The organism is Tengunoibacter tsumagoiensis, from assembly GCF_003967535.1.
GTDB classification, from domain to species: Bacteria; Chloroflexota; Ktedonobacteria; order Ktedonobacterales; family Ktedonobacteraceae; genus Tengunoibacter; species Tengunoibacter tsumagoiensis.
The window spans coordinates 1,212,055-1,229,539 of record NZ_BIFR01000002.1; the positions used below are offsets into that span (position 1 = coordinate 1,212,055).

General features: G+C 50.0%; 14 protein-coding genes. 9 read left to right on the forward strand and 5 right to left on the reverse strand.

Annotated features, from left to right (window positions below):
• The first annotated feature begins 19 nt into the window (after positions 1-19).
• The 3 genes from EL628_RS25250 (at position 20) to EL628_RS25260 (ending at position 3,262) form a co-directional block, all read left to right on the forward strand.
• Positions 20-682 carry a hypothetical protein gene (locus EL628_RS25250; protein WP_126582765.1) on the forward strand — a complete coding sequence of 221 codons (663 nt, stop codon included), beginning with the start codon at positions 20-22 and terminating at the stop codon, positions 680-682.
• A 320-nt stretch (positions 683-1,002) separates the two neighbouring features.
• On the forward strand, positions 1,003-1,611 hold the full coding sequence (locus EL628_RS25255) for a TetR/AcrR family transcriptional regulator (RefSeq protein WP_161975759.1): 609 nt from the start codon (positions 1,003-1,005) through the stop codon (positions 1,609-1,611).
• Between the two features lie 46 nt (positions 1,612-1,657).
• A complete protein-coding gene (locus EL628_RS25260) occupies positions 1,658-3,262 on the forward strand; it encodes an FAD-dependent monooxygenase (RefSeq protein ID WP_161975760.1) in 1,605 nt (534 codons plus the stop codon).
• Positions 3,263-3,269: 7 nt separating this feature from the next.
• Here EL628_RS25260 and EL628_RS25265 read toward each other — a convergent pair whose 3' ends face one another.
• The 3 genes from EL628_RS25265 to EL628_RS25275 form a co-directional block, all read right to left on the reverse strand.
• On the reverse strand, positions 3,270-4,058 hold the full coding sequence (locus EL628_RS25265; protein WP_126582768.1) for a class I SAM-dependent methyltransferase: 789 nt from the start codon (positions 4,056-4,058) through the stop codon (positions 3,270-3,272).
• Between the two features lie 71 nt (positions 4,059-4,129).
• Positions 4,130-4,795 (reverse strand): P-loop nucleotide/nucleoside kinase family protein, encoded by a 666-nt coding sequence (locus EL628_RS25270; protein ID WP_126582769.1) that lies wholly within the window; start codon positions 4,793-4,795, stop codon positions 4,130-4,132.
• 14 nt (positions 4,796-4,809) lie between these two features.
• Positions 4,810-5,787, reverse strand: coding sequence for an alpha/beta hydrolase family protein (locus tag EL628_RS25275; RefSeq protein ID WP_126582770.1), 978 nt, complete (start codon positions 5,785-5,787; stop codon positions 4,810-4,812).
• A gap of 265 nt (positions 5,788-6,052) precedes the next feature.
• Between EL628_RS25275 and EL628_RS25280 the strand changes: the two genes are divergently transcribed.
• Positions 6,053-8,584 carry an ATP-binding protein gene (locus EL628_RS25280; protein WP_126582771.1) on the forward strand — a complete coding sequence of 844 codons (2,532 nt, stop codon included), beginning with the start codon at positions 6,053-6,055 and terminating at the stop codon, positions 8,582-8,584.
• Positions 8,585-8,709: 125 nt separating this feature from the next.
• A complete protein-coding gene (locus tag EL628_RS25285) occupies positions 8,710-9,780 on the forward strand; it encodes a VLRF1 family aeRF1-type release factor (RefSeq protein ID WP_126582772.1) in 1,071 nt (356 codons plus the stop codon).
• Positions 9,781-9,867: 87 nt separating this feature from the next.
• On the opposite strand, the gene EL628_RS25290 is transcribed toward EL628_RS25285, so the two are convergent.
• Together EL628_RS25290 and EL628_RS25295 are read right to left on the reverse strand one after the other, a co-directional pair.
• Entirely contained in the window at positions 9,868-11,631 is a 1,764-nt protein-coding gene (locus EL628_RS25290; protein ID WP_126582773.1) for an ABC transporter ATP-binding protein, read from the reverse strand.
• A complete protein-coding gene (locus EL628_RS25295) occupies positions 11,628-13,373 on the reverse strand; it encodes an ABC transporter ATP-binding protein (protein WP_126582774.1) in 1,746 nt (581 codons plus the stop codon). The genes EL628_RS25290 and EL628_RS25295 overlap by 4 nt, the downstream gene beginning before the upstream one ends.
• Positions 13,374-13,894: 521 nt before the next feature.
• On the opposite strand from EL628_RS25295, the gene EL628_RS25300 reads away from it, so the two are divergent.
• From EL628_RS25300 to EL628_RS25315, 4 genes are all read left to right on the forward strand, one after another.
• Positions 13,895-14,257, forward strand: a complete 363-nt coding sequence (locus EL628_RS25300) for a TfoX/Sxy family protein (RefSeq protein WP_126582775.1) — start codon at positions 13,895-13,897, stop codon at positions 14,255-14,257.
• Positions 14,258-14,341: 84 nt separating this feature from the next.
• Positions 14,342-15,403, forward strand: coding sequence for a LacI family DNA-binding transcriptional regulator (locus EL628_RS25305; RefSeq protein ID WP_161975761.1), 1,062 nt, complete (start codon positions 14,342-14,344; stop codon positions 15,401-15,403).
• Between the two features lie 134 nt (positions 15,404-15,537).
• Positions 15,538-16,551 (forward strand): zinc-dependent alcohol dehydrogenase, encoded by a 1,014-nt coding sequence (locus tag EL628_RS25310; protein WP_161975762.1) that lies wholly within the window; start codon positions 15,538-15,540, stop codon positions 16,549-16,551.
• Between the two features lie 76 nt (positions 16,552-16,627).
• The gene (locus EL628_RS25315) at positions 16,628-17,395 is read left to right on the forward strand and encodes a hydroxypyruvate isomerase family protein (protein ID WP_126582778.1); all 768 of its coding nucleotides are present in this window, start codon (positions 16,628-16,630) and stop codon (positions 17,393-17,395) included.
• Positions 17,396-17,485 lie beyond the last annotated feature (90 nt).

A 17,485-nucleotide genomic window follows, 5' to 3' on the forward strand; every position in this document is an offset into this window, starting at 1 on the left:
GACAAAGGATTTGAAAAAGATGGACGTACTTTTTACACAACTTGTCGAGGGGCTTATCGGTATTCTCCTCGTTGCCGTGCTCGCGGTGCTAGCATTTCTCCTTATATACGGCACTTTACGCCTGCTGCGCCTCCCTGTCTCATGGGGCGTCTGGACCATTAGCATCTTCTCGCTCTTGTTGAGTGTGACCTACAGTGTTTTCCTGGTGCTACAGGGACACTCCCTGGCGCAGTTGAGACCACTTCAGGAACCGGGAAGCAACCTGGGGTTTCTCTCTTTCCTTATCATGGTGTATTCGCTGGGACAATGGCTCACTCGGCGCTTGTACCTTCTTATGAAGAAGACGGGACAAACCGTCCTCACGACCTTCTCGCGCAACATCTTGCTTGTGCTACGTAAATATCATCCACTCTTTGGCTGGGTAGTGGGGATCACAGCAACGGCCCATATGTTCTACTATATTTTTCTGCTGGTACTCCATCCTACTGTGGATCAGCGCCTCCAGCGTGACCTACTGCTAGGTACCGTTGCCTGGCTCGTGCTTGGTGTGTTGCTCTCGTTGGGTTTTTTTGTGGAAAAGGCGGTAGAGAGGAAAAAGCTTCCCAAGGGGTTGCGTACACTTCATTTTGTGACAGCTCTTGCTTTTTTGGGTATCATTATTGTGCATGTGAGCCTCAAATAGTACTGCTTACTCTATCTTGTGGCATCTTTTCTACCACAGGATGGGGCTGACTATCAGGCAGTAGTAAAAGGTTGAGAAGAGGCGAATCAGGCTTATGTTTACACGTTTGAACTCGGCACTACCAGGAATGCAACGACAATTGCATACAATGAACCTTTTATGTCACCCTTCTGAACAGTTACGATTTTTACAGTGATCCTGGCCATACCTCATGAGATGGAAAATCAGCTTTCGGCCCCCTTGACACCCACAATCTGGGCTGGTACATTATTAATGACTGACTCAGTCAGTCATTAATAATGGGAAGGGGCTGTTCTCTTATGCCTCGAACAAAGGAGGCGAATCAACAGATTCGTGCTGAGCAACGAGAGCATATTCTCGATGCTGCCTTACAGATTTTTGCCCGGAAAGGGTTGGACGCTACCATAGATGAAGTTGCCACTGAAGCTTCCATCAGTCATGGTCTTGCGTATCGCTACTTTTCCAGCAAAGAAGCCCTTATTCAGGCTGTGGTCAAACGGGTGACGATGACCGATCCTCTTGGTCTACAAAGTGTGCTTGAAATGCCGGGCACTCCTGGAGAGCGTTTGACGTTGCTGGTATCAAGACTTCTGGCCTCCCGACGCGATCACCCGGCCTTCTTTCAACTGATTAATCACCTTATGGACCAGATGCAAAACAGGGCGTTTGTTGCAGAGAAGCAACATGAAGCATTCCTCAAGCAGAGCCAGGATCTCTTCAGTGTCATCAGGCAATTGATTGTTGAGGGTCAGGCAACGGGCGAGATTCTGGCAGGCAATCCTGATCAGTTAACAACCACCCTTACAGCTTGCCTTGAAGGTTTAACGAGACAGGCTGCACGCGATCCTGAACAGTTCAAACGGCAGTGTCCCGATGTGGAGATCCTTCTCCGTCTGTTCAAGCCTTAAAAATCATGCTGTTCCAAGCATCTCTTCACCTGGAAAGGACTATCTTATGAGTTCTGTCTTTCAGACCGATGTGCTGGTCGTAGGATCTGGACCAGTTGGGCTGACCCTCGCCCTTGACCTGGCTCGGCGGAACGTTTCTTGCCGTCTGATTGAACAATCCTCTGTCTATCCAATTGGCACGCGTGGTAGGGGGATTAGCGTTCGTACACAGGAAGTGTTTGAGGACCTGGGCGTTCTCGCTCCACTCTCAGCCTATGTTGAACCGTTAGTGCCCTTGCGCACCTATGACCAGCAGAACAACCTGATCCAGGAAATCAATCTGACCCACATTCGCGCGTTGGTTTCACCCCCTTATCAAGCCATCTTTATGGTGAGCCAGCACCACACCGAAGCCGTGTTGCGTGAGCGGCTGGCATCGTATGGGGTCTCGGTCGAACTCAACAGTACGCTGGTGGGGGTGACGCAGTATCCAGATTACGTGGTCGCTTCAGTCCAGGGCGCGAACGGTGTAACCGAGATCCAGGCCCGCTACCTGGTAGGATGTGATGGGGGACGCAGTACCGTGCGGAAACTCGCTGGTATCTCTTTTCTTGGCGAAACCTGGGACGAAGAACATCACATCCTGGCCAATGTCAGTGCCAGCGGATTAGATGCCACCGCCTGGTGTACCTGGGGTAATCCGGTACAAGGGGGATTGACCCTGAACTGGATGAGTCAGAGTAATACGTGGTTTTTCATAGCACAAGTTGTTCCCAGCGCGGACGGTTCCATGCCTCCTGCGACCCTGGAGACACTCCAACGCCTCTTTGACGAACGCGTCGGTCTGCCCGGGGTCCGTTTTTCTGATCCCACCTGGATCTCCGTCTGGAGGCCAAACATTCGCATGGTTGATCGGTATCGAAATGGTCGGGTGTTGCTTGCTGGAGATGCAGCTCATGTGCATTCTGCGGCTGGTGGCCAGGGTCTGAATACTGGCGTTCAGGATGCCTACAACCTGGGTTGGAAACTGGACTATGTGCTCCAGGGCGCGTCAGAAACCCTCCTTGATACCTATCAGGTTGAACGCTTGCCCATCGCTCTTGGTGTCCTCGCGACAACCTCTACACGTCACCGCGCTTTTGCGCAAGATTTCGGTCAGGCCATAGTGAATCTGACCTCTGGTCAGGAGTCCTTTGCCGACCCAAGCCAACTCAGTCTCTCGTATCGTGGGAGTCCGCTGGCTCGTGACGATGGCGACCCTTTAGGCATACGAGCTGGAGATCGTGCCCCTGATGCCTCGCTTATCCAGGCAGAAAACGGAGAACAGATTCGCCTCTTCGATCTTTTTCAAGGCACCCATTTCACGCTGCTTCTCTTCTCAGGCCAACCTGTGCCGCAGGTAAGAGGAGTATCTCACAATGATTTGCGCATATATGTGATTGCACGCCCTGAAAATTCCATGGATCGTTCTGCATCTGTTTTCATCGACAGTGCTGGTCAAGCCTATAGCGCGTACGGGATAAAAGGCGACGCGCAGATCCTGATTCGCCCTGACGGATATATTGGCTTCACAGCAGGCAACCTCAACCTGGAAGAAGTGAGTAGTTACTTCAAGGACATTGCTCTTTTGTCTTTACTGAACATTCCATTCTCGAACGAGCAACGTGCTTGAAACGTCCCTACGGTACTTGGGGGTATCCCCACACGAGCGTATTAAACGTGGACAATGCCAACCGCCCATCCTGTAGAAAAGGCGAAATGACCTTTCTGAATGCTTCATCGAAGGTGTTTGCCGCCTCCTCCCCCATGCGTTCTCGGGAGAAACCGTTCATCGAATGAAAGGATTGGATATACGCCTCTCCCGACTGCATAAAGAGGACAGGATGCGTACGAATGGCCCCGCGCTGTTGGAAGAGGTGACGCTGTTCCAATTCCTCAACAAGGTTGTATGGGCTATATTCTCGATTCGTTGAAAACTGTTGGATCAGTTGTCCCAGTGTATCACTCCAAGGATGGGGATTGGTTCCTCGCTCAACAATGGCAAGGGAGCCATGTGGTGTCAACAAGCGCTGAAATAAAGGGAAAACGACATCCCATTCCATCCAGTGCAAACTCTCGCCTGCTGTGATAAGCGCATAGGGTGGTTGCAACTCGACTTCCTCTACGCGCCCTGAGATCCAGCGCAGATGAGGATGATCGCCGCCAGGGAGTGCCCTCCCTTTGTTAAGCATGGCAGGAGAAAAATCAACCGCATCTATGCGCTCCCCCCCGCTTACAAGCCGACGGGCAAGGTCTCCCGTTCCACACCCCACGTCGAGAATGGTTCGCGGTTCATCTGTCACCAGCTCAAGGAGCATGCTGATTGCTTCATCTGAGTACGGAGGCCGATGATGATAGACCTCGGCAATTCCAGTGTCCTTGAATTGCTCTGCATATATGAGGCCAAGATGGCTGGGTTTGGGATTCATAGCAATGTTTCCTTTTTGCCTTCCAGAATAACAGCAGAAGTCATGTCTGGGACTGATTTCCTCTCGTCATATCAGCCTTTCAGATGAATATAGTCTAACGCTTTCTGCACATTTTCTTCGTGACCATTCGCGGTATCTAAGACCAACCGTTCTTCTGTCCAGGGGAGATAGTTTTTACGGCTATGCTCAACGTCCTGCCAGGTTAATTCCGGAATCCCATGCATATTTCTTACGCGGGATGCAATCCTTTCCTGATGAAGTTCTCTCTCTAAAACACACTCAATAATAATCAGTGTTGCATGGTGTGTCCGTGCCAGATTGTGCCACATAGCTCGCGCTTCTTGCACTGGATTTACTGCATCAATAATCACTGACAGTCCATGTTTTAGTTGTTCGCCGGCGAGCGTTTCGGCTACTATATATGCGGCTAACCCGGTTTCAAACCTTCGTGTTATGCCACTTTTAATAATCGAAGATTCAATTGGATCGACTGAAAAGAGTGGCATTGATAGCTTTTCGACAAGACTTTCCGCGAGAGTACTTTTACCAGCACCTGGTAAGCCAGAAATGAGAATAAGTTGTACGTTCTTCATGTCTATACTATAGCTGAAGAAGATACAGAATGGAAAGGCCTCTTCCCTTTTGCAGGTATCATAACGTAAAAATGTTCTGCTAAAGCCAGGAATTTCCCTGGTAGAAGCAATGACCAGACTCAGGCGGAGTGTGAGTCTGGTCATTGCCAGAACGGAAACTATGGCAGTTTTAGTTCTGTTTCTAGCCAGTTCAGGCGATCTTGATGGCTGAGATCATCAGCAAGAGCATGATCGGTCGCATAGAGTTTGATTGTTGTGGGGTCTTTTGCGACCTCAACGAGATTGTTCAAGTCTGCCAGAGAGACATATTTATCGAGCCGACCATATTGGAAGAGGACAGGTGTGGGTGAGACATACTCCATGAGTGTGATGGGATCAATAGATGCGGTATCCACCGTATAGTCTAAACGCTGCCTGGCTGTTAACGTATCCAGGAAGAATGGGACATTCCAGTTGCTGAAGCGAGCAGTCGGTGCCATGAGTACGGCTGCTTTAATTCGTTTATCGATGCCAGCCAGAATCGAACCATACATTGCCCCGTAATCATGCCCAACAAAGGCGATGCGCTGCGGGTCGATCGTCGTCGTTGATACCAGAAGATCCAGGCCACGTCGAAGAGCAATCGTCTGTTGAATGGTGGCTTCGCAATCTTTTGCACTATTTGTTGGTGGGGTTATCCAGGGGTAGAAGCCCTGTGGTAAGAGTGAGATAGTGCCTTTGTGTGCTAATGTAATGGCATCTTGCAAAAATTCATCGCGATTCCCGGTGGGTGAATCGTCTAACCAGTGCATAAACAGTGCTCCTGCAAAGGGTCCCTGTCCTGTCGGAACCACCAGATAAGCCGAAACAATATGATCTTCCGAAACATAGGTGATATCGTGGATACTGACCTCATCCTGTTGCGTTACACTGATCTCTTTTACCTGTAACGATGCTTTGGCATTATAGTCAAATTGGTGAACGAGGGAAGAATAACTGGCATTCGCAGAGGCGCACCGTTGCTTTTTTTCGGCATGTGTTGAAGCAGATGCATACGTGTGGGGGATACAATACCAGGCGGTTAAACTGGCTGCTCCAAGCGTCAAGATCAGTCCACAGAGACGAATAAATAAACGCAATTGTGTTGTTCTTTCCATTATCTGTTCGCTTTCATGTGTGTGAGAAATGATCATAAGTTGTAAGGAAGCTTTCTGGCTATACAATATGTCAACAGATGATCCTCTGCCGTCGAATGTGCTGTTGGGAGCGACGAAGATACGCAGAGTATGCGCAGAATTTATGCGTAGACGCTGTGAAGTATCTATGATCATGGTGACTGGTCTACAGAAGATGACGTAGTATAACAAGAGGTGAAGCGGAAAAGAGCGAAGCAATCAACGACTGCAAGAGGAGCATTTCTTTATGGATGGCATGCAATTTGGACAGTGGTTTCATTCTCGGCGGCGCAGCTGTGGATTTTCCAGTCAACGTGCCCTTGCGCAAAAGGCTCGCGAGGATGCGCATCTGGCCCAGGTAGGTATTTCTGAAGCCTTTCTGGCTCGTCTAGAAACAGGACAACTGGTTCATCCATTTCGAGGACCTGTGCGGCAACGGGTACTGGCTCTCGCTCAACTGCTTTGCCATACCTCACGTGAATTGCAGACCTATCTACGCATGGCCGAACTTATGGAGCTAACATCATCTGAGGAGGCTCTGCTCGCACGCATTCGTAGCCAGATCTCCACAGTAAAGTCAGGAGCCCGGCTCCTCTTTCTTCCTCCCTCTCGCATGCTATCGCCTGGCAGACAGAAACTTGTGGCGCAATTTCTGGAGATCTTTCAGCATGATCGGCCTCAGGTCTCCTTGATTACAGGGCTGGTTGGGACTGGTAAAAGTACTCTCGCAAGCGCCATTGTTCAGCAACTTGCCAGACAAGATTCTGTATTCCCAGGTGGTATCATCTCTTTTCCTTGTCGTGGGTATCGAGGTGCAGCCGGTCTTGCAACATTGCTGGCCCAGGTTTTTCAGCTAGTTTCTTCCCATTTCCAGATCAACCCGGGGACTTCAGCAGAGATGAGGACCAGCCCCTTCTTTGTATGCAGGCAGGAATGCCTATTAGCTTCCCCAACTATTGAGGCCTCAATCAGTTCACTGATCAGCCAGCTTCGTCCGTATCTCATCAATCGATCATTTCTGTTTTTGCTTGACGATGTTGATCCCTTATTTCCTCTCGCCCGAGCCATCGATGCTCTTTCAGGAGCGGATCGTGGCCCTGATATGCTTCAACAGCAGTCGAGTGCTTTTCTCGTGACCAGTTGCTATAACTTTGCTTCAGCCTCTATCGCTTATACCTTCTCTCTTGCCCCGCTCGAACTTGAGGATGCTCATGCGTATCTCTCTGAACTGCTTCCGGAGCCCTTAGACGAGAGTGAGATGCTTCTCGTAGAAAAGGCATGCGCAATGGTTGGGTATCTCCCCCAGGCGATAGAGGGCCTTGCTGCATCTATTCGTATGGGGGTCCCAATTTCATTGCTGCTCTCTGACATCGCTGAACAGATTCTCTCGAGCGAACACCATCTGAGCGATAGGATAGATTATGCGTTTCGGATGCTCAATCCAGACACACAAAAGAGTTTTGCCCTGCTCGCACAGTCTGGAGTTTCAAGTTTTAGCCTGGATACCGCTGTTGCCTTACAGATTGTTCCATCTGGCAAATCGCAACCGGGCCAGTTGCTGCAACCATTTTTAGCTGACGCATCATCAGAGCATCCATTACAAAGAGCAACGCAGAGAACAGTCAGCCAGTTGAGTCAGCTTGTACGCCACTCATTTCTGGAAGTTTTGCCAGCAGAGAGCCTCCCATCTCTTGTTGATCTGCCAGTAGAAAAGCAGGCTGATAGGAAGATACATCTGATCTCTGTACCTGGAAAAGAGCGACAGGTTCGCTATCGCCTCCATCCAATGCTTCAGGCCTACGGATCTCATAGCATACAGGCAGTTGATCAGGAAGAGATACATGCGTTGCGGCGCAACATACGAGCATATGCCCTGACCTATATTGAACAACACACTGAGAAGATTGCATCTCTTTTGCAGGAACGGGAGATATTATTTACGGCGTGTATGCAAGCTCTTGCTCAAGATCAACACGATGATGTTGTGCGTCTTGTTGCTGGTCTGGCTCCGATCTCCTGTCGCCTTCAGCAGAAGGAAGATGGAGATCGACTATTTTATGCAGGGATCTCCGCCAGCCAGCAACGCCATGATCGTCGACAACAAGCAGCGTTTATCTCGAGCTTAGGCTGGCTCCTCTGTCAGCGTGGAGCTTTCCAGCAGGCTCGGCAGACCTGGGAAGAAGGGCTTGCGATGACCAGAGCCTCCCATTTGCACCAGTGGCAACCGCTGCTGGGACTGGCTCACCTGGCCCACCTCCAGAATCAGGTTGATGTTGCAAGCACCTATGTTGAGCAATATCTGAACTATAGCTGTACAGATGCGAATAGTCTTTCTACTCTGGCGGCTCAGATGCGACTTGCCTCCTACCGACGTCTCCAGGGGCATCGAGAAGAGTCCGGGCACCTTCTCACAACCATCTTGCAATCTCCAGCTCTTGTGAAGACAGACGCCCACAATGACGATGCCTATGTGATTGACCTCATGACCAGGATAGAGCATGATCGACTTTCAGCTCAATATGATGCATCGTTTCAGCGAACGCGGCAGCTCACAAGCTTCTTTCAACAGCAGGAAGAGCCCTATGGACTGGCATATCTCTTATTTAATCAGATGCAATTTGCGCAACAACAATCGATTGAGGACGATCTAGCGGTGATGGCTCACTGGATGCTCGTAGCATCAGAGCAGATTCAGGCGACCTATTTTAGTCGCTACGCAACCCAGTTCTTGCAGCAGATTCCCCAGTTGAACCGAAAGAGGCAATCCGTCCTGGTTTAGCGGCACATCGTTGGTCTGTGAACTGCCAAAAGACCGGCCAGTTGAGCTACGTTTCGTTGGCAGAGAACGTTCTTTAGGGAGGGGGGAACGAATGGTAGGAAGTTGGATGTTCCAAGGAGAACAATATGCAGACTGCACGCGAACTTTTTCACAAACTGGCAGCATTCGAGCCTGACGGCTCATATGTCTTTAGCATCTATCTGGATATGAGTCCACATATGTCTGGAAAACAACCATGGAGGCGTACCTCTACTCCCGTTCTGAGAGATCGTTTACGCGAGATAGAAAAGACATTATTACCTCGCCATCCTGCACTGAACGGATTTCGAAAGGACGAAGAGCGAATCCAATCATACCTTGAAAACCATGTTGAGCCCTGGCTCCAGGGAGTGGCTATCTTTGCATGTGACCAGCAGAACCTCTTTGAAACATTGGAACTCGGGGCCACATTCCAGAATCAGATTGCGTTTGAACCCTATCCGGATCTATTTCAACTGGCCCATCTCCTCGATGAAGAAGAAACCGTCGTGACCGCCGTTGTTGATACCAATACGACGCGCCTCTTTGTCACACGTATGGGTTTTCTTGAGGAGGTTGCCGGACCAAATGATTCGCCAGATGGCTACAGTAAACGGAATACCACCTGCTTAAATCAGGCGCGCTACCATCGAAGAGTAGAGAATAAGCGCAAAGAATTCTTGCGTGAGGCGGCGTCGGCTATCGAAGAGTTGGTCGATCAGGAAGGAGCCAAACGTGTGATTCTGGCTGGCGATGCCGTAGCAATCCCTCAGTTGCATCAAGAGATCTCAAAAAGAATTGAGCCTATGGTGCATGAAGAGATTCTGAATCTCGATATTCGTACTCCGCTCCGTGACGTACAGGCAGAGATTCAACCAGTGATTACCTTTATGAATCGGGAAGCATCCCACACGCAGGCAGATAATCTGGTGGAGGGAATACGTGCCAATGGGCTGGCCGTAAGCGGAATACAAGAGACGCTCCATGCGCTCGAACTTGGACAGGCTGATGTACTTATCCTGGCCAATGATGTTCCACTTGATGAGCAGGAACGCAGTAAACTTGTGCGAAAGGCAGCGAATACAGGCGCAAAAGTCGAGTCCGTTCAGGGACACGCAGTCCTTCAAGCCATGGGGGGAGTGGGCGCATTACTGCGTTATCGTGCAAATTGGGTCTAGTCTCTCCCGCATTGAGGAGACTGATTGTTTCATCGAAAAAAGAAGAAGAGGAGCACGTCCTCTCCTTCTTTTTTGTAATCTTCCCAATTAGAGCGATGGCTGTATCTGACTGTGCCAGAGCTCACGCATGTCTTCACTGCTCTCTAGCAGCGAATCAAGTGTGCCAACGGCTGAGATCTGCCCATCCTTGAGAAGGATGATCTGATCAGCATGTTGGAGCGCCGCACGACGATGGGTGACAACCAGACAGGTGGTATTCTGATGTGTGAAAAGGCGCTCCCAGAGTTTGTGTTCGGTCTCAACATCGAGTGCGCTGGAGAGATCATCGAAGACCAGAAGGTCTGGATCTCGTACAAACATGCGAGCAGCGGCAGTGCGCTGTGCCTGGCCTCCTGAGAGGCGAATGCCACGAGGACCAATGGTCGTAGCCAGCCCCAGCGGCATCTGAGCGATATCCTCCTCCAATACTGCGGCCTGGAGTGCCTCTGATAGCTTGACTGGTCCTTCAGGAAGCCCAAGCAGAATATTGTTTTGCAACGTATCGCTAAACAGACGTGGAATCTGAGGTGTATAGGCACAGTGTGGAGGAATGAAGAAGCGCGCTGGATCATCAATCTCTGCGCCATTCCACAAGATCTCCCCTGAATCTCTGGGAAGCAGGCCAAGAAGTGTGCGTATAAGCGTCGTCTTGCCAGAACCAATTCGTCCAGTGATCACCGTAAAGGAACCGCGTTTGATCTCCATCGTGATCTGTTGAATACCAGTCCGGGTCCCGGGATACTGATAGGTCAGATCTTTGAGCGACAGTGTCTCTAACGTGATCCGTTGGAAGGTTGCATTGGTAGGGCCCACAGAGACCGGCACATGCCGAACCAGTACCTGTGCGGGCTCATCTGGAATCATCTCAACCATGCGATTGATCGAGACTTCCTGCTGTTTGTAATCGCCAAGAAGAAAGCCCCAGAAAGCGGGAAGCTGAGTCGTGAACCAGAGATAAGAGACAAACAGCGCAAAGTCCCCCACCGTAAAGGTCTTATCGGTCATCGCTTGAGCCGAAAGTAAGAGCATAATGCCCACCCCAAAAGTTGTCGCCGTATCATTGACGGTGCCAACCAATTGACCAAACAGAAAGCCCTTGAGGCTCGTTTTGCGGCGTCGAGCATTCAGGGCCTGCAAGTGATCAACCATAGGACGTTCAGCGTTTGCGACCTTAATCGCCTGTACGGCCCCGAACAGTTCACCAAGAAAGCCAGCCACTTGCCCAGCTGCTTCACGGCTATTTTTCGTATAGAGATGGACACGGCTCCAGACCAGACGTGCAATCAGAAGAGAGAACAGCAGTGGGAGGAAGATCACCAGTGTAATGAGCAGATTGATCCGCATCATAATAACAATGGCCGTAACGGCTGTAGCTGTCTCTGCAAATGCACAGGGAATCCAGAGAGGGAAATCGGACGTCTCTGAGACATCATCGCGAAAACGGCTGACGATCTCACCCGCCGATACTGGAAGGCTGCTGGCACCTGGACGGCGAAGCAGGCTCGTAAAGAGATTAAAGCGAAGAAGCATACCAGCAGTTGAGCGAAAGGTAATCTCACTCCAGATCTGCCCATATGATGTAAGCAATCCTCCCAGGCCCACGGCGATATAGAGCGCGATCAAGCTCCATATATTCAAGGTAGCGGGCGCTTTATTGCTTACCTGGTCAAAAATGATCTTTTGAATCCAGCCTGGAACAATCTGGACAATAGAAACGATAAAAACGCAGAGCCCATACAGAAGGAAGAGCCAGGGACGATAGATCACGAGCCGCCAGTTGAAAGGTAGCGTTTTCAAACGGGATGTCGTCATGCGAGCACCTCCTCCAGGCCAGATTGTAAGAGACGAGAAAAGTGTGAAGCTGGATTTCGCATAAGGGATAAGCGCGGGCCATACTCAATAATGTTTCCCTGATCCAGCAGCAGGATAAAGTTGGCGCGCTGCACCGTTTGCAGTCGGTGCGCAATAATAATCCCGGTTCTTTGAGCAAGCAGTTGATCAAGTGCCTGTTCAAGCAATGCTTCAGTCGCAGGATCAAGGCGTGACGAAGCCTCATCGAGCACCACCAGGCCAGGATCTTTTAGAAAGACGCGTGCAAAAGCCAGTAGTTGAGACTCACCAGCAGAAAGACCTTGTCCATTGGCCCCGATCATTGTATCCAGGCCATTGGGAAGCGAAGCCAGCCAGGTGCGAAGTTTGAGCGTGGTCAGCACCTGCATAATCTGTTCATCGCTCACCTGTGGGCTGAAGAAGGTCAGGTTATCGCGAATACTGGCCTGAAAGAGCTGGATATCCTGCGTTACCATCCCGATATGGCTGCGAATATCATCCAGAGCCAGTGTACGGAGATCAGTATCGGCAAACTGAATGGAGCCACTGATGGGATCATAGAGACGGAAGAGCAATCGTGCGAGCGTTGATTTGCCACTGCCAGTCCGTCCGAGCAGGCCCAGAACCTGTCCAGGGGCCAGCGAAAACGAGATATCATGCAGCACAGGCTCCTGGACCTCATAACGAAAGCTGACATGTTGCATTGTGACAGAGAGCGGCCCTGCTGGCAGGCTGGCGCTCATGGTCTCCAGAACCTGCGGCTGAGTATGCAAGAGCTCTTCGACGCGATCAATACTGGCGGTAGAGCGCTGGAGATCTTGAAATTGAGTGCGGATACTTTCAAGTGGTCCTGAAAGCATACCGATGTAATACATGATCACATAAGCTGTTCCCAGTGAGATCTGTCCCTGCACATAGAGAAATGCTCCCAGGCCCAGACCCAGCGCATACCCCATGAGAAAGAGGAACTGGCTACTGACATACGTCGTATTGCTGACCAGGCGTGCACGACGATGCGTCTCTAGCATACGATGCATCAGCGTAACCAGGCGTTGGGTGATATATGGTTCAGCGCCGGCTGAGCGAATATCCTCTGTCCCCTGGACATGCTCCTCCAGGAAGGCATAGTGGTCGGCATCAGCCATGCGTTCGGCCTTCCAGAAGGGAGCAGACCGTTTCTGGAAGAGAGCCAGTACCGCAAAAACAAGACAGGTATAGCCAACCAGCGCGATTCCCAGAAGTTGGTCTACGGTGAATAAAAAAATCAGAATGCCCAGGATAAGAAGAGCATTGCTTGCCAGTTGGAGCGCGAACTGAGAGAAAAAGTTCGCCAGCATCGTCACATCCTGATCGATCCGTTCAATGAGCTCACCAGGAGTGTGTTTCTTATGAAAAGGCAGATCCAGTTGGAGACAATGGAGCGTCAGATCTGCCCGCAAAGCATTTGTTGTCTTCCAACTGGTGCTCTCTGCGAGATAGGAGAATGCCAGACCAACAGCGCGTTGGAGCAGAGCGGTAAACAGAAAGAGCCTGGCTGCAAGGAAGAGAACCTGAAGCGGCCCATGAGTCTGTGCCGTATCGATAAAAAAGCTAATGACTTGTGGATTGAATAGCTGGAGCACAATATTAGCAAAGAGCAGCAGTGTTAATACCAGCACAGCTAACCATTGTGGACGGAGATAGCGAACCAGCAAGTTCCAATTGCGTAGAAAACGTCGATGCATAGAGACAGGAGATCCTTTCAGACAAGAACATGCCATCAGTCTATTTGCCGGGCATGGAGCGATAGCCAGAGAGAGGCCAATAGTGGGTATGGATCACAAACGGGAAGAAGATCTCGTGTCTGGAGAGGTGCGTAGATTGCACCTGTCAAGAGGATATATGCAACTGAAGACGCTGAAAAAAGGGCGCAAAAATCTTGATCGACAAGGAAAAAAGACTGCGCTTAGACGACCCCCAGAGTCGCCAGCACCGTATCAGGTAAGGAAGCGAAAAGCGTCATCAGAGCATCTCACCGTTTGTGAAAACAGTAGAAAAAATGCTGATTGTCATGTAAACCTCCACGAAATAATATATACTGATCATAGCATAGTGGTTGGAAGAATACAAGCAGCGATCGCGCGATCATCGATTCCAGCCAGACGAGATCAAGTATCTTACTGCTGAATTTGAAACCCTGGTATCCTTCATTATTTCCTAAAAAATTACTAAGCAAAGAGTAAATTTATAAAGGAAGAGCGTAAATATGGCTTTAACAGAAAAGCAGCAGCAAATCCTTATTCAGGTGGAGCAAGCGGCGCAATTTTATCCCCATCTCGAGATCACCTTTAGAAAAATGTTTGGTGGCGGCATGATCTACAATGCTGGAAGACCAATAGGCTCACTTACAAAACAGGGTCTCTCATTAAAACTCAACGCAGATGATCGTGATCTGCTCCTGCAAGAACCAGGTGCAGAGCCACTTCAGCACGATGGGGAGGCACCAAGCAAGCAATATGTCATTGTTCCAGAGCAGATTAGCGCAGAGCCGGAGCAACTGGGACCGTGGTTAGAGCGGAGCGTCTCATATGTCCTGACAATCCCAGTAAAACCCCGCAAGAAGCGCTAATCTCCTCCAATTCCTTGACAGAGGCACAAGCGGCCAGTTATACTATGTATGTTATCGTCAACATATTCGCCAGAGAAGGAATATATGCAGAGGAAGCGCGTCACGCAAAAGGACGTTGCAGCTGTTGCAGGCGTATCTACAGCTACTGTTATGCGTGTATTATATGAACAGGGATATGTTGCTGAAGAGACCAGAAAGGTGGTTGAGGAGGCCATTCAGCGCACAGGATATCATGTGAATGCAGTCGCTCGTAGTCTGCGCCATCAGCGAACGACCTCTATTGGCCATATTTTGCATTCGCTGGTTCCCAATCCGTTTTTTGCAGGCGTGGCTTTAGGAGTAGAGGAAGAGGCCAGTCGGTGGGGATGGAAGCTCCTGATGATCAGCGTGCGTGATGATGAGCGGCGAGAACGCCTGGGAGTGGAAACCTTTATTCAGCAACAGGTTGATGCTATTATCTTTACAACTCCAATCAGCGAAGAGAATGTGCAAGTAGCACTGGACGCAGGTATTTTTGTTGTGCAGGTTGAGCGTCCAACGACCATTCCTACGCCCAGCGTCATTGTGGACAACTATACTGGTGCTATCCAGGCGATGGAACATCTCATTGCGCTTGGACATAAGCGTATTGCATATATTGGCATAGATCCTGAACTCCTGAGGGCTCAGCACCATTTTGGCCGTTACGTTGAGGAAGAGCGTTTGAAGGGCTATCTGGACAGTCTCCACAAGCATCAGATCCCGTTGAATAAGCGGTTTCTGGATCTGGGAGCACATTCGTCCTTCAATCGTACTATCCCCTTGACCCTTTCTCAATCGTTACGAGATATGATAGTGCATGCAGAGCGCCCAACAGCTATCTTTGCCTCTACCGACACTCTGGCCGCGCATGTTCTTCAGCAATTACATGACTATCGTTTGCGGGTACCAGATGATATATCGATTATCAGCTTTGACGATACTTATGCACCTTATTTAACACCGCCCTTAACGACAGTTGCTCAACCCATGATGGAAATTGGGAAGGCAGCGGTCCATCTGATCTTAGACCATTTTCAAGAAGAACCATCTGCTCTGGATGCTTTTCAACAGAAAAAACTTGCCACGCATCTTGTGGTTCGTTCATCGACTGCATCCATTTTATAAAAACTGTGCACTCAATCAGACAACTCGTATGCTCTGGTTGCCATATGTTGACGACAACATATGGCAAAAGGACCGGAGAAAAGAGACTCTGCAGTCTTTCTAAACTATGCAGAATAAAAAAAAGGAGAAAATATATGGTAACGTCCCGAAAAATTGTCTTTACAGGAAAAGATCAAGTTGAGGTCTGGTCTGACGAGGTTGGTCAGCCTGGTCCAGGCAAAGTTCTTATTAAAGCCACAAAAACGCTGATCAGCACTGGAACAGAGATGATCGCCTTGAGCCGTCAGTTTGAACCAGGTTCGCATTGGGATAGTTGGGTGAAATATCCCTTTTTCCCTGGATATAGTATGGTTGGCCAGGTAGTAGCCATTGGCGAGGGTGTTGAAGGCATACAAGAAGGGGAGCGTTTTGCATTGCGCAGGGCACATCAGGAGTATGTGATTGCCGATCCTGATGAGCTTTATCCAGTGCCACAGGGAATTGCCGATGAGGATGCGCCCTGGATTGGTCTGGCAACGATTGTCCAGAACGGTGTGCGCCGGGGAGATCATCGCCTTGGGGAGCAAGTAGTGGTGATTGGACTGGGCCTGATCGGTCAGCTCGTGGTGCAATATGTCCGTCTCACTGGTGCCAGGCGGGTGATCGCGGTGGATATTGCCGAGGAACGCCTCGCCATGGCATCCGCGCATGGTGCGACAGAGACATTGGCGATGGGTGTTGATGAGGCTCGCGAACAGATTCTGCAGCTTACAGAAGGCAAAGGGGCGGATGCCGTCTATGACGTCACTGGGAGTGCGCGTGTTTTTCACAGTTCACTGGGTCTGCTGCGACGTTTTGGACGCTTGATTCTCCTGGGTGATACCGGAACTCCTTCTGCCCAATCTTTGACTGGCGATGTTGTATCAAAAGGTCTCTCCATTTTAGGAGCACACGATAGCAATCCGCCCGAACAGTCAACGGATCATGCATATTGGAGTAAGCAGCGCATGGCTTCTTTATTTTTCTCGTATGTACAGCGCGGCGATATGCATGTCTCTGATCTGGTAACCCACCGCTATTCGCCGCTTGATGCTCCAGCCGCCTACAAGATGCTTAGCGAGCGACGTGCCAATGCGATGGGCGTCATCCTTGACTGGACACAACTGTAATCATTTGTTCATTTGTTTGCACAAAGCGGCCAATGGCACACTAAAAACGCATTGGCAGTGAAAAGGAAGGTAGTATATGAGTTGTATTCGACAATCTTTTTGCTGGTGGAGTTTTGCCCCCAGGTATGATTCCCCTCAACAACTCCTGCACGCCGCCAGAGAGATTGGCTATGAAGGGGTTGAATTGATTGATCAATCTCTCTGGCCCCTGGCAAAGGAATGCGGACTAACCATTGTCTCCACTAATGGCGATTTTCTCATTGAGCAAGGCTGGAATCGACGCGAGCATCATCTCCAACTGGAGCAGAAATTGCGCGAGATTGTTCAACTTGCTGAGCAGTGGGCCATTCCCAACATCATCGTCTTCAGCGGTAATAGACAGGGACTCGATGATCGGCAGGGGGCAGAAATTACAGCGGAAGGTCTGGCGCGCGCGGCCAGGATTGCCGAAGATGCAGGAGTTACACTGATACTGGAATTACTCAATAGCAAGATTGATCACCAGGATTATCAATGTGATCGGAGCGCCTGGGGCATCGAAGTGTGTAAGATGGTCAACTCCCCACGTGTGAAGCTACTGTATGACATCTACCATATGCAGATTATGGAAGGAGATCTAATTCGCACCATTCAGGGCAACCATGAGTACTTCGCACACTATCATACGGCAGGTAATCCTGGCCGCCATGAACTCAATGAGGATCAGGAAATTCAGTATCCTCCCATCATGCGCACTCTTTTACAGACGGGCTATCAGGGGTTTGTGGGCCAGGAATTTATCCCCCAGGGAGATCCGCTTGTCGGCTTGAAGCAGGCATATGACCTGTGTGATGTTCGCCTCTGATCTGATGGACTTATGAGAAGAGAAGAGAGAACCATTTCTTTTTAGCAGAGAAAAGGTTCTCTCTTCTTGCTTACTATTCCTTGGAGATGA

What these genes read in the sequence shown, in the direction of transcription:
- EL628_RS25275 (WP_126582770.1), bottom strand. Translation starts at nt 5,787, where the DNA reads ATGGAAAGAACAACACAATTGCGTTTATTTATTCGTCTCTGTGGACTG.
- EL628_RS25300 (WP_126582775.1), top strand. Translation starts at nt 13,895, where the DNA reads ATGGCTTTAACAGAAAAGCAGCAGCAAATCCTTATTCAGGTGGAGCAA.
- EL628_RS25285 (WP_126582772.1), top strand. Translation starts at nt 8,710, where the DNA reads ATGCAGACTGCACGCGAACTTTTTCACAAACTGGCAGCATTCGAGCCT.
- EL628_RS25305 (WP_161975761.1), top strand. Translation starts at nt 14,342, where the DNA reads ATGCAGAGGAAGCGCGTCACGCAAAAGGACGTTGCAGCTGTTGCAGGC.
- EL628_RS25310 (WP_161975762.1), top strand. Translation starts at nt 15,538, where the DNA reads ATGGTAACGTCCCGAAAAATTGTCTTTACAGGAAAAGATCAAGTTGAG.
- EL628_RS25315 (WP_126582778.1), top strand. Translation starts at nt 16,628, where the DNA reads ATGAGTTGTATTCGACAATCTTTTTGCTGGTGGAGTTTTGCCCCCAGG.
- EL628_RS25260 (WP_161975760.1), top strand. Translation starts at nt 1,658, where the DNA reads ATGAGTTCTGTCTTTCAGACCGATGTGCTGGTCGTAGGATCTGGACCA.
- EL628_RS25270 (WP_126582769.1), bottom strand. Translation starts at nt 4,795, where the DNA reads ATGACCAGACTCACACTCCGCCTGAGTCTGGTCATTGCTTCTACCAGG.
- EL628_RS25290 (WP_126582773.1), bottom strand. Translation starts at nt 11,631, where the DNA reads ATGACGACATCCCGTTTGAAAACGCTACCTTTCAACTGGCGGCTCGTG.
- EL628_RS25280 (WP_126582771.1), top strand. Translation starts at nt 6,053, where the DNA reads ATGGATGGCATGCAATTTGGACAGTGGTTTCATTCTCGGCGGCGCAGC.
- EL628_RS25250 (WP_126582765.1), top strand. Translation starts at nt 20, where the DNA reads ATGGACGTACTTTTTACACAACTTGTCGAGGGGCTTATCGGTATTCTC.
- EL628_RS25295 (WP_126582774.1), bottom strand. Translation starts at nt 13,373, where the DNA reads ATGCATCGACGTTTTCTACGCAATTGGAACTTGCTGGTTCGCTATCTC.
- EL628_RS25265 (WP_126582768.1), bottom strand. Translation starts at nt 4,058, where the DNA reads ATGAATCCCAAACCCAGCCATCTTGGCCTCATATATGCAGAGCAATTC.
- EL628_RS25255 (WP_161975759.1), top strand. Translation starts at nt 1,003, where the DNA reads ATGCCTCGAACAAAGGAGGCGAATCAACAGATTCGTGCTGAGCAACGA.